At 64.3% G+C, this 11,983-nt stretch carries 11 protein-coding genes; 8 read left to right on the top strand and 3 right to left on the bottom strand.

Annotated features, from left to right (window positions below; all coding sequences use genetic code 11):
• Positions 1 to 9: 9 nt before the first annotated feature.
• Positions 10 to 771 (top strand): SDR family NAD(P)-dependent oxidoreductase, encoded by a 762-nt coding sequence (locus tag DTA22_RS04245; RefSeq protein ID WP_112298574.1) that lies wholly within the window; start codon positions 10 to 12, stop codon positions 769 to 771.
• A gap of 59 nt (positions 772 to 830) precedes the next feature.
• Positions 831 to 1,289, top strand: coding sequence for a MaoC family dehydratase (locus DTA22_RS04240; RefSeq protein WP_037229592.1), 459 nt, complete (start codon positions 831 to 833; stop codon positions 1,287 to 1,289).
• 636 nt (positions 1,290 to 1,925) lie between these two features.
• On the opposite strand, the gene DTA22_RS04230 is transcribed toward DTA22_RS04240, so the two are convergent.
• Entirely contained in the window at positions 1,926 to 3,578 is a 1,653-nt protein-coding gene (locus DTA22_RS04230; protein WP_112298573.1) for a PucR family transcriptional regulator, read from the bottom strand.
• 226 nt (positions 3,579 to 3,804) lie between these two features.
• Here DTA22_RS04230 and DTA22_RS04225 point away from each other — a divergent pair, with 226 nt between their 5' ends.
• The 6 genes from DTA22_RS04225 (at position 3,805) to DTA22_RS04200 (ending at position 9,536) form a co-directional block, all read left to right on the top strand.
• Positions 3,805 to 4,995, top strand: a complete 1,191-nt coding sequence (locus DTA22_RS04225) for an alpha-hydroxy acid oxidase (RefSeq protein ID WP_112298572.1) — start codon at positions 3,805 to 3,807, stop codon at positions 4,993 to 4,995.
• Positions 4,992 to 5,915, top strand: a complete 924-nt coding sequence (locus tag DTA22_RS04220) for a transporter substrate-binding domain-containing protein (protein WP_112298571.1) — start codon at positions 4,992 to 4,994, stop codon at positions 5,913 to 5,915. The genes DTA22_RS04225 and DTA22_RS04220 overlap by 4 nt, the downstream gene beginning before the upstream one ends.
• A gap of 11 nt (positions 5,916 to 5,926) precedes the next feature.
• Positions 5,927 to 6,862, top strand: a complete 936-nt coding sequence (locus tag DTA22_RS04215; RefSeq protein WP_037229602.1) for an amino acid ABC transporter permease — start codon at positions 5,927 to 5,929, stop codon at positions 6,860 to 6,862.
• On the top strand, positions 6,859 to 7,623 hold the full coding sequence (locus tag DTA22_RS04210; protein WP_112298570.1) for an amino acid ABC transporter ATP-binding protein: 765 nt from the start codon (positions 6,859 to 6,861) through the stop codon (positions 7,621 to 7,623). Before DTA22_RS04215 ends, DTA22_RS04210 begins: the two co-directional genes overlap by 4 nt.
• A 58-nt stretch (positions 7,624 to 7,681) precedes the next feature.
• Positions 7,682 to 8,080, top strand: a complete 399-nt coding sequence (locus DTA22_RS04205) for a RidA family protein (protein WP_112298569.1) — start codon at positions 7,682 to 7,684, stop codon at positions 8,078 to 8,080.
• Positions 8,081 to 8,294: 214 nt separating this feature from the next.
• Entirely contained in the window at positions 8,295 to 9,536 is a 1,242-nt protein-coding gene (locus DTA22_RS04200) for a reverse transcriptase family protein (RefSeq protein WP_112298568.1), read from the top strand.
• Positions 9,537 to 9,584: 48 nt separating this feature from the next.
• Here DTA22_RS04200 and pxpA read toward each other — a convergent pair whose 3' ends face one another.
• Complete coding sequence (gene pxpA / locus DTA22_RS04195; RefSeq protein WP_112298567.1) at positions 9,585 to 10,316, bottom strand: 5-oxoprolinase subunit PxpA; 732 nt, start codon at positions 10,314 to 10,316, stop codon at positions 9,585 to 9,587.
• Complete coding sequence (locus DTA22_RS04190) at positions 10,316 to 11,824, bottom strand: amidase (RefSeq protein ID WP_112298566.1); 1,509 nt, start codon at positions 11,822 to 11,824, stop codon at positions 10,316 to 10,318. Before DTA22_RS04190 ends, pxpA begins: the two co-directional genes overlap by 1 nt.
• Positions 11,825 to 11,983 lie beyond the last annotated feature (159 nt).

Genomic DNA, 11,983 nt, shown 5'->3' with positions numbered 1-11,983 from the left:
ACATTGCGCATGAGTGTGCTCGACAAATTCCGTCTCGACGGCCGCGTCGCCATCGTCACCGGCGCGTCGTCCGGCCTCGGCGTCGCGTTCGCCAAGGCCTTCGCCGAGGCCGGCGCGGACGTCGTGCTCGCGGCCAGGCGCGTCGACAAGCTGCATGACACGGCCGCGATGGTTCGGGCCAGCGGACGCGGCGCTCTCGCTGTGGCAACGGACATCGCCGACCCGGATCAATGCACGGCGATGGTCGACGCGGCGATGGCGGAGTTCGGCCGCGTCGATGTTCTCGTCAACAACGCCGGAATCGCGACCGCCTTCCCGGCCACCCGCGAGACCCCCGATCAGTTCCGGTCGGTCATCGACATCAACCTGGCCGGCTCGTACTGGGCCGCCCAGGCGTGTGGCAGGGTGATGCAACCGGGCAGCTCCATCGTCAACATTGCCAGCATCCTCGGACTCACCACCGCCGGCCTGCCCCAGGCCGCATACAGTGCCAGCAAGGCCGGCATCGTCGGTCTGACCCGGGACCTCGCCCAACAATGGGGTGCACGCAAGGGAATTCGCGTCAACGCGATCGCCCCGGGCTTCTTCGCCTCCGAGATGACCGACCAGTATCACGACGGCTACCTCGACGGTCTGGCGTCCCGGATGGTTCTCGGGCGGACGGGTGAGCCGGCGGAACTTGCCGCGACCCTCGTCTGGCTGGCTTCGGATGCCGCGGGTTACGTCACCGGACAGACTCTCGCGGTCGACGGCGGCGTCACCATCACCTGATCGTTCCGTCGACCCCGTTACCATCCGCCGATCTCTTCACTCTCCGAGAGCAGGTAATCATGCCCACCACAGTCGAGGACGTCGACGGCCTCCACGGCCTTCTCGGACACCAACTCCAATGCAGTGAGTGGTTCGACATCACCCAGGACCGGGTGAATACCTTCGCCGACGCCACCGACGACCATCAATGGATCCACGTGGACGTCGAGCGCGCGAATACCGAAAGCCCCTACGGCGGGCCCATCGCCCACGGTTACCTCACGCTGTCGTTACTCAGTGCCATGTTCCTGCAGGTCCTCACCGTTCGGCAGGCGTCGATGGCAGTGAACTACGGTCTGAACAAGGTCAGGTTTCCGGCACCAGTTCCTGTCGGATCCAAGGTCCGACTGAGCGCGGAGCTGATTACCGTCGAAGACATCGCCGGCGGCATCCAGATCGTTGTCCGAGCAATAGTGCATTGCACCGCGGTGGACAAGCCCGTGTGCGTGGCAGAACCTGTCTTTCGATTTTACCGATGACCGCTCAATCCGATTGATAACAGTAGATTTCTCGATGGCAGTGAGTTTCTCAACGATGGACAGTCGACTTTTCGGTGAACCAGCATGACCGGACGATCTGGCGTGGCCGACGCCCCAGAATCACCTTTGCTCGACCGGCCTCATCGTCGTTTGATGTGGCACGCAACATGCGGGTCGCGGCAGGGGCCTGTCAGCCGCCTATTGGGAGGCCGCGCTGTCGCAGAACGGGCCGCGTCGTTCCGGCGGCTGCAGTCGCGGCCGCGGTACTGACCGTCCGGTTTCGTCAGCGAGCCATTGTCGGATGAGCAGGGTGATCGGAAAGCAGGTATGTGCACGCGTACTTCGGCCGATGTGGTCACGACGAGTAGCGGCCATGCTGGCTTCCACGTCGCCGGCGCGCGGCACGGTGAAGAGCACACGGAGATCGTCATGGTGAGTCAACGCAGAGGCCGAAGATTTCAACCACTTCACGCGATTCGCGCGAGTGTAGGTGGCGCGGCCTGTCTCGCCGGCCTCGTCATCGGCGCCATGGCGCTGACGATTCTCGCGTTCCCGGCGCCCGGGGTGCAGGCCGAAACGGTCACGTCCCAGAGCGGGTACAGCGCGGGGGAGCGGACCCACCCCGGATGCGCCCCCTCACCTGAGATCTGCAGAAACGAGTCGGAGCCACAGCCATAGACGCGTGGTCGGATTGTCGAAGTCGATACCGAACTCCTCGGCGACGCGGGTGATCCGGTACCGAATGGTATTGCCGTGGACATGCATTCGGTCGGCCGCTGTGGACACGCTCGCGTTCGAATCGAAGTAGGCACGCAAAGTGATCAGGAAGTCGGTGTGATGGGCGGCGTCATATGCCCGGATCGCATCGATGACGTCGAACCTGCCGAGATGCTTCTCGGCTATGTACGTGCCGATCTCCAGCAGGTTGAGCTCGGTCCAATAGTCTTCGAACACTGCCGCTGCCGGGGGGTGCAGAGTCGGATTCTCTCTCGTGACCGACTGTTGGTGCATCAGGTACTGCAATGTCCGCACCGCCTCGGTCCGGGATCGGGGTAGCTCGCCGATCTGCTCGGCGATACCGCCCACTGCGGCGACAACGGGATGCGCGCTGATCGTCGTCGCATAGGAGCCGATGTCACGAATCACCCGACGGTGGGCTGCACGGGGAGACTCGCCTGCACAGGGCAGCAACGCATACACGACCGAGTCGATCAGGGCACTGTATGCACTGCGGAACTGGACGTTGCACGTGACGGTCACGAGTTGAAGTAGCCGATGCTGCTCACGCATGGCGTCGAGGCTGCCGGTGTTCGGGTGGGTGAGAGCGAAGGCCGCAATGGCGAATCCATCGGTGAACTCGAGTCCGAGTTGGGCGGCAGCGAACGAGGCCTGGGCCGGATCGTCCATCAACGTCCGCATCAGGTCGGCGTTGCGGCGCTCGGTGAAGTCGGAAGCGGACCGGGCGTGAAGCATGTGGAGACCGGCCAGTGGCGCCAGCCTGTCGAGCGCATCGAGAGCCGATTGGCGGCGTTCACCTCCGGGATCGATGATCCAGATCGATCCGAGCAGTTCCCCGCCCGCCCGGACCGCCAGTGCCAGCCGGTCCCGTATCCCGCTCGGCGACTGCACGAACAGTGCGTCGGTGGAGGCGTAGACGACCTTGAAATCGGCGTCGAGGGCCGGGGGCGTCCGCTCCTGCAGGGTCAGAGTCGTCTCTCGCCGAAGGTCGTCGATCGGCTGGCCCGGCACTGTGGAGTATCCGAGGATGCGGCCCGAAGGATCGACGATGCTGGCGGCCCCATTGGCTATCGAGGCAACGGCGTTGGCGAAGGCGAACAGATCGCCCAAACGCACGCCCGATACCGAATCGACCGCAGCGCCCGCGACCGCTGTTCGTGCCATCGCAATCAGCCGTGTCCAATCCGCGTCGTCTCCGACGACGAGCACCGGAACGTCGTGACGGCTGGACGCGGCCCGCAGCTCCTCGATGGGCGTTCCTCGTGCTTTGACGATCACGGCGGCGGCCTCGCCGTCGGCGGCGTGGACGAGTACTCGCTCGAATCCCACCGATCCGCACGACACCCCCATCGCAAGGACGACTGCGTTCCTGACGTTCGCCTGATCGTCGAGTGCGTCGTAGAGCTGCACGTCGGCGACGGGGCGGCGGAGGTTCTCTGCCGTCGGATTCGCGTGCAGTAGATCTTCTTGCACGAGGTCGGTCCAGGCCGACAGCGCGATCGGCACAGGTGTCGCGTCGCCGTGCCTCGACAACTCCTCCGAGGGGTCCATTGGAATATCTTACAAGCAAAGAATCCGAGCTTGGAAACTCCTCCATATCAACTAGGTGAGGTCTGGATCACTATTGGTTCACCCCACGCACCGGGTGTCAGCACCATTTCGAGGAGCCCCCATGAAACTCAGAGATATCAAGTCGTTAGTGAATGTCGAGGGCCCCGCTCGGTCCGTGTCACAACGGCTCGCACGGCGATGCCACAGCATCGAAGACGTACGCAAGATGGCCGCCGCACGTCTCCCGCTGAGCATCCTCGACTACATCGAGGGCGGCGGGGAAGACGAAGCGTCGGTCCGCCGCAATCGTGCCTCGTTCGACGACTGGTCCTTCGTGCCACGGTGGGGTGCGGTGGAGAACCTCGACTTGGCGTCGACACTCCTGGGCGAGCCGGTATCCATGCCGTTGATGCTCTCTCCCACCGGGGGAACTCGGCTCTTTCACCCGGAGGGCGAACTCGGTGCGGCGCGTGCTGCTCTCGCCGCGAATGTCCCATATGGTCTGGCACACCTGAGTACGACGCCGATGGAACTGGTCAGCGCGCAGACCCCGGGCCTTCGTCGCTGGTTCAACATCGAACCGATGGCGGACAAGGGCATGCTCCAGGCGATGCTCGACCGGACAGCGGACGCGGGATACGAGGCCTTACTGGTCAACGTCGATTGCCGAGCGATCGGCCATCGCGAACGCGACTACCGCAACGGCTTCACGGCACCTCCGTCCCTGAAGCCGCGGACGGTCATCGAAGGGGCACTACATCCCGCGTGGGCGTGGGGGTTTCTGCGCAACGACGCGATCGCCTTCCCCAATCTCGACGGGACCATCGCGGAAGGGCCGCTGGCGAGCACGCCGGATATGTGGCGAACCCTGCTGTCGGGTTCCTACGAGCCCACCGACTGGGACACCCTCTGCGACCTACGCTCCCGATGGAGCGGTCCGATCGTCCTCAAGGGGTGCGTCAGCGCCGACGACGCGGCGATCGCCGCTGACATCGGGATCGACGCCATCCAGGTCAGCAACCACGGCGGCAGGCAACTCGATCACATGGCCTCCCCGATGGACGTTCTGCCGGAGATCGTCGACCGCGTGAACGGTCGGGTCGAGATCATCGTCGACGGTGGCATTCGCCGCGGCTCGGACGTGATCAAGGCTCTGGCGCTGGGGGCGAATGCGTGTGCGATCGGACGCCCGTACCTCTACGGCCTCGCGGCGGCGGGTGAGGAGGGTGTCGCGCACGTGCTGCGGATCTTCGCGGAGGAGATGACCCGGACGATGATGCTGCTGGGGGTCTCGAGCATCAAGGAACTGCAGGACAACGGACCGTCGCTCGTGCGCAACCGCCACGCCGCCTTCGCCGCCTCGACGAACGCGTACACCGGAACGCAGACCGCGCGGAAGCAGAAGTCCTCGTCATGACAAGTCGTGCCGGAGGCTACTCTCACCGATTCCTGTGTGCCGGCGCACTCGCCGCCCTTCTCCTCTCCACGGCCGGTTGCGGTCGGCTCGAGGAATTTGCGGACCCACCGGCCTCGGCTCCCGTCGAGGGCGACAGTACGCCCGCGCTCGCGGTGAACGACGCGGCCGTCGCATTGCTGCCCGACACGGTGGCAGCACGCCGCACACTGCGGGTGGCGATCCCGACGAATGAACCGCCCACCCAGTTCTATTCGGAGGGCACCCGGTACATGACGGGGACGAACCCCGATATCGCGAGACTCATCGGGAAGGCCCTGAACCTCGACGTCGACATCAAGGTCGTCAATTTCGACTCCATCATTCCCGGCATCGCAGCCGGACGCTACGACATGACGGTGTCCTCGATGACGCCCACCACCAAGCGGATGGCGGCAATGGATTTCGTCGACTACATGCAGATGGGAAACGCCATCGTCGTCGCGAAGGGAGGGGAGCCCGTCACGAAGGACACACTCTGCGGCAGGAAGGTCGGCGTCCTGACGGGCTCGTATCAGCTCACCGTCACCATTCCGGCGTATGAGCAAGAGTGCGTGGCCGCCGGTAAGCCTCCGATCCAGACCGGCCAGTTCCAGGACACGCGGCAGGCGATTTCTGCGCTGACCAGCGGCCGGCAAGACGCCGTCCTGGCAGATTCCCCGATTCTCTCGTACGCCACGGCGAACAATCCCGACCTCGAGTTGTCGGACACCTTCGATTACGCCCCCGTCGCCGTGGGCGTGACCAAGGAACCCGCACTCGTCGACGCCGTGTCCGCGGCACTGGACTCCGTCATCGCCAGCGATGCGTACAGGGAAGTGCTCGGAAAATACGGTTCGGAGTCCGCGATGATCACTCGAGCTCGCGTCAACGCGGCTCAATAAGGAGACCTACCATGCAACAATTGGCCTCGCGAGACGCCTTCCCTCCTCCGTCCGCGGTATCGGCGTCCCCGGACACGTCCATCCCGGTTGTGCCGCTCAAACATCCTGTGCGACAGACGTTCGGACTGGCACTGCTCATCGTCGCCGTGGCAGTGACGTGGAACGTCGCGACGAACGACCGATTTCATTGGAATGTCGTGTCGTCCTATCTCTTTGCCCCGGAGATACTTCGAGGCGTCGTTCTGACGATCATCTTGACAATCGTCTCGATGACCGCCGGTATTTCGCTCGGAACGCTCCTTGCCGTCATGCGACTGTCGGACAACCCGATCGTCAATTCGATCGCGCGGGGCTACATATGGTTCTTCCGGGGAACCCCGCTCCTCGTTCAGCTGATCTTTTGGTACAACATCGCAGCCCTTTATCCCACCATCTCGATCGGAATCCCGTTCGGGGGACCCGAGTTCATGGTCGGTTCCGTCAACACGCTGATCACGCCACTCGGGGCTGCTCTCCTCGGGCTGTCTCTGAACGAAGCGGCCTACATGGCAGAGATCATCCGCGGTGGCATCGGATCGGTGGACAACGGCCAGTACGACGCGGCTCAGGCGCTGGGAATGAACAGGCCTCAGCTGATGCGCCGCATCATTCTTCCCCAGGCCATGCGTGTGGTGCTTCCCCCGACGGGGAACCAGGTGATCTCGATGCTGAAAGGGACAACCCTCGTCAGCGTTCTGGCGATCTCCGATCTGCTGTACTCCGCGCAGATCATCTATTCGATGAACTACCAGACGATCCCGCTGCTCATCGTCGCGAGCCTCTGGTATCTCCTGATGACCACCATCCTGAGCTTCTTCCAGGACAAGCTCGAGAAACACTACGCGCGCGGATTCACCGCGTCGGTAGCCCCCACACGCCGTCGATTTGCATTGGGAAGGGCGAAATGAACACCGTCATGGTGAAAGCACAGGGCGTCCGGAAGCGCTTCGGTACCACCGAGATCCTCAAGGGCATCGACCTCAGCGTCGAGCGCGGATCGGTGACATGCCTCATCGGACCGTCCGGGTCCGGGAAGACAACCTTCCTGCGCTGCATCAATCACCTCGAGAAGGTGGATGCGGGACGCCTGTACGTGGACCAGCAATTGATCGGCTACACGGAACGCAATGGCCGGCTTCACGAAATGAAACCACGGCAGACGGCACGGTCTCGGCTGAATGCCGGCATGGTGTTTCAGCGCTTCAACCTGTTTCCACATATGACGGTTCTCGAGAACATCGTCGAAGCCCCGATTCACGTTCTCGGCAGATCCCGCGCCGAGGTGACAGCCGAGGCGCACGTGCTCCTCGATCGTGTCGGACTGGGGAACCGAGGTCAGGCATACCCGCGGGAGCTCTCAGGGGGACAGCAACAGCGGATTGCGATTGCCCGGGCACTGGCGATGAAGCCCAAGTTGCTGCTCTTCGACGAACCGACCTCAGCGCTCGACCCGGAACTCGTCGGTGAGGTACTGGACGTGATGAAGTCCCTTGCGGAAGCGGGGATGACCATGGTCGTGGTGACCCACGAGCTGGGGTTTGCCCGCGAGGTCAGCGATCAGATCGTCTTCATGGACCAGGGGGTCGTCGTCGAGGCGGGCCCGCCGTCCGAGGTTCTCGGGAATCCGCAACAGGAGAGAACCCGCGCGTTCCTCTCGAAGGTCCTCTGAACAGCTCACCCGCCCGCCCGACATCGAGAACAACGAACACTCAGGACTGAGGAAACCCATGAACAGGCAACACGTCAGCACCGAGCACGCACCCCGCCCTGCAGGGCACTACTCCCAGGCGATCATTGCCGATGGGGTCCTCTACACGGCAGGCCAGACTCCCCACCACCCGAACACCTGGGAACTCGTCGGCACCACCATCGAAGAACAAACGGAACAGGCGATGCGCAACCTCGCGGCCGTACTCGACTCGTGCGGCTCGGACTTCTCGCATGTGGTCAAAGCCACCGTCCACCTGCAGAATCCAGCGCGAGACTTCACCGGTTTCAACGAGACCTATCAGAAGTTCGTCTCGCACCCGTACCCGGCGCGCACCACCGTCGGATCGCATCTCGGCGACTTCCTGGTCGAAATCGACGTCGTCGCTCTGTGCCCAGAGAAAACCCAGTCCCGATAGGGCCCCGCACGGCAGAGATCATGTGGCATTCTCACGAGGTGCGACGGTGCGGAGGTGAGAGTGGTGCGGCCGGTGTTCCGGCCGCGACCACGTCAGGGGCAACCCCTGGCTCGACAGTGTTCATCGGAGACACCGTCCGACGCGCGACCGTATGCTCCGCGTGCCGGGGCGCGCCGCAGACGACAGATATCGGTCACCTCGCACCGTCGCACACATGACAGCCGGCCGGGCCTTGCAGCCTGAAATCGCTCGTCGCCTCGCCTCGGCGGCGACCGCCGGGGCCTGGACCAGAGCCGGCCTCGTGCTCCGCTTCGAGGAAACCGGTGTGCCGGATGCCGGCCGGATCGCGACACGGCTCCACGACCTGATGCCCACCCCGCCGATCGACGGAGTCGACAGCGTCTATCGATTGCTGTCCGAGCTCCCGCAGATCGAGCAACCGGAGACGGTCGTCGAGGTGTCCGGCAGTGACTGGAAGTTCGACGTCCCGCGGTGGTCGCGCACGGCGGCGGTCGCCGAGGCGGTCGGTCTCACCCCCGCCGAACTCGACTGGTTCGCAGATCCCGGCGGATGGCTGCGCACGAAAGCCACTCCGCTGCAGCACTACCGTTATCGGATCCGTCCGGACAACCGCCTGCTCGAGGCGCCCAAGGAACGCCTTCGAGAGGTGCAGCGCCGGATTCTGCGCTCTGTACTCGACCGCGTCCCTCCCCACGTCGCGGCGCACGGATTCGTCCGAGGCCGCAGCGTCCACACCTTCGCCGCTCCCCATGCAGGACACGAGGTCGTGGTGCGCATGGACCTCCGCGCCTTCTTTCCTACGGTTTCCCGGACTCGGGTGAGGGCGGTCTTCGATGCCCTCGGCTACCCGACCCGGGTGTCACGAGTGCTGGCTGGGCTCTGCACCACGTCCACCCCGCCCGGTATCCTCGCGCAGCTTCCCTTCGATGCGGCGAGTCGGCTCCGGGGTGCGCACCTTCCGCAGGGGGCACCGACCTCGCCGGCGCTCGCCAATCTCGTCGCACACCGGCTCGACCGGAGACTGACCGGACTCGCGAGAACACATCGCGCCGGTTACACGAGGTATGCCGACGACCTCGCGTTCTCCGGCACGGAACTGGCGGCGGACCGGCTGATCCACGCCGTCGGCCGCATCGTTGCGGACGAAGGCTTCTCGGTACACCCCGGCAAGACCCGGATCATGCGGGCACACCGATGCCAGCACCTGGCGGGGCTGGTGGTCAATACCCGTCCGCAGGCGGCGCGAGCCGACTACGACGACCTGCGAGCGCTGCTCTTCAATTGCGCTCGCTACGGACCCGATTCGCAGAATCGTGACGGCAGATCACATTTCCGTGAATACGTCTACGGACGCATCGCCTGGGTCGGGGAATCCAACGTGAGCAGGAAGCGGTCGCTGCACACACTGGCCGACCGGGTCGACTGGGCGGGGTGAGGCTCGCACTAACTGTGCCGCCCGCACGGTGCGTTCCGAGGGGAGCGCTCAGGTATTGCCTGCGTGCTGGTCGACCATCGTGCGGAGTCGCGCCGCGACGTCCGGTGCGTTGTGCAGGTCGGAGTGGATACAGAGTGATTCGACGGTGACGTCGATCTCGGTGCCGTGGATCGATATCGTCTTGCCGTCGACGAGTGCCCGGCGTGCTTTGGCTTCGATGTGGACGAGATCATGGGGGGCGGCGGTCCGGTTGACGATGATGGTGCCGTCGTCGTTGTAGTCGAGATCGACGTAGAACTCGGCGACGAATTCCACACCGCGGCGGTCGGCCACGCGCTGATGGGCGGTGTGGGGGAGGCCGAGGATCGGGACACCGTACTGTTCGGCGACATCACAGGCGGATTCCATCAACTCTTCGCTGCGCGAGAGCATCCCGTAGAGGGCGCCGTGCGGTTTGATGTGATGTAACGGTGCGCCTACGGCGTCGAGAAATGCAGTCAGGGCACCCACTTGGTAGCGGATCAGATCCCGGATCTCGTCCGCGGTCAGCATCATTTCTCGACGCCCGAAACCCACCGGGTCGGGTAGCCCCGGGTGAGCGCCGACAGTGACATCCGCGTCGAGGGCGGCGGTGACCGTGTGCGCGATGGTGCTCGGGTCTCCGGAGTGCATGCCGCAGGCGACGTTGATGGTGTCGACGTAGTCGAGCAGGGCGGTGTCGTTGCCGAAGGTGTGAATGCCGAAGGCTTCGCCCATGTCCGAGTTGAGGGTGATGGACATCAGGCGTCCGTTCCCGTGGGAACATCCAGGGAGGGTGCCCTGCGCGCACCGACGGCGAGTTCGACGCCGCGGGCGACCTGGAGCAGTGTCGTTTCTTCGAAGCGGGTGGACATGATCTCCAGACCGACCGGGAGTCCGTCTGCCGTGAATCCGGCAGGGACGGAGACTGCGGGAAAGTGCAGTTGGGAAGCGATGACGGTGTTCGTCGGATAGGTCAGGCAGGTCCAGCGGCCGCCGAGCACGTCGTCGTGCGTGGGCGCCGGGAGTTTCACGTCGGGAAAGACGATGGCGTCGAGGGCGCGTTCGACGAACAGCGCGGTGGCGATTCGCGCGAACTCTTCGCGTGCGAGGACGCGGTCGAGATAGTCGGGATCGGATTTGGGGTCCGCGGGGCCGTCGGTGATGCCTTCGAACAGGTCGAGATTCGGGTCGTACGTGCCGTTTCGGCGAACCTCGTCGACACCGGCGATTCCGATATCGGGGTTTTCGGCGAAGAAACGGTTCATGTCGTTGCGGGACCGGGTGAAGTAGAGCGAGGTGAACGAGACGTAGTGGTCGAGCTTCGGGATCTCGACGTCGACCAGTTCGGCACCGGCGGCGTCCAACTCCGCGAGTGCGTTGTCGATGACCTCGTTGACGGCTGATCCGGCCGAATCATTCGCGTCGCCGAATGCGCTGCGCAGGACGCCGATCCGCTTGCCTGCCACAGTCGCGCCCTTGATGTTCTCGGCGAAGGAACCGGAGTGGCGGTGATGGCGAGCCACCGTGGTGAAATCGTCGGTGGGGTCGTAGCCGACCAGGACGTCGAGGAGTTTGGCGGCGTCGGTCACGGTTCGGGTCATCGGGCCAGCAGTGTCTTGCGGTACCACCAGGGGCGACATGCCGTTGCGGCTGATCATGCCGGGTGTGACGCGGAAGCCGACGAGGTTGCAGAACGAGGCGGGGAGACGGATCGAGCCGCCGGTGTCCTCTCCGATACCGACGAGGGCGAGATTTGCCGCGATGGCTGCTCCGGAACCGCTGCTGGATCCGCCCGGATCCCGGGTCAGGTCGTAGGGGTTCTTGGTGACCCCGGAGACGGAGGAGGTCGAGAACCATGAAGTGGCGAAGTCGGGCATCGTCGTCTTGCCGAGGATGATCGCGCCGGCGGCCTTGAGCTTCTTGATCGCGGTTGCGTCCTCGGTTGGCACGTAGTTCGCGGCGTTCTTGTTGCCGAAGGTAGTGCGCATCCCTGCGGTCGCGGCCTGATCCTTCACCAGGACGGGCACTCCGTGGAGGGGCCCTGCCAGCTCCCCGGTCAGAGCGAAGGAGCGGTCGAGCACGTCGGCGTCGTCGAGGGCTGTGTCGGACACGGTGATGACCGAGTTCAGTCGAGGCCCGTCCTGGTCGAGAGCCGCGATGCGGTCGAGGTACGCCTGGACGACGTCGCGCGTCGTTGCGGTGCCGTTGCGATAGGCCTGCTGAACGCTGTCGATGGTGGCTTCTTGGATATCCCAATCGAGGCTCATCTGTGGTCACTTCCGTGGTGCCCGGCGCGCGGGCCGGGGCGGCGGTTGGGTTGTTTGTCGAGGTGTGTGGGCGGGATTTCGGTCAACGTTCAATGTTGGACATTGAACGTTGGGCGTTACTGTAATGCAGAGCACAACATCAGGCAACGGAGAGGTGTC

The sequence above is a fragment of the Rhodococcus wratislaviensis genome, assembly GCF_900455735.1.
GTDB classification, from domain to species: domain Bacteria; phylum Actinomycetota; class Actinomycetes; order Mycobacteriales; family Mycobacteriaceae; genus Rhodococcus_F; species Rhodococcus_F wratislaviensis.
This window is presented reverse-complemented; position numbering and strand designations above follow the sequence as displayed.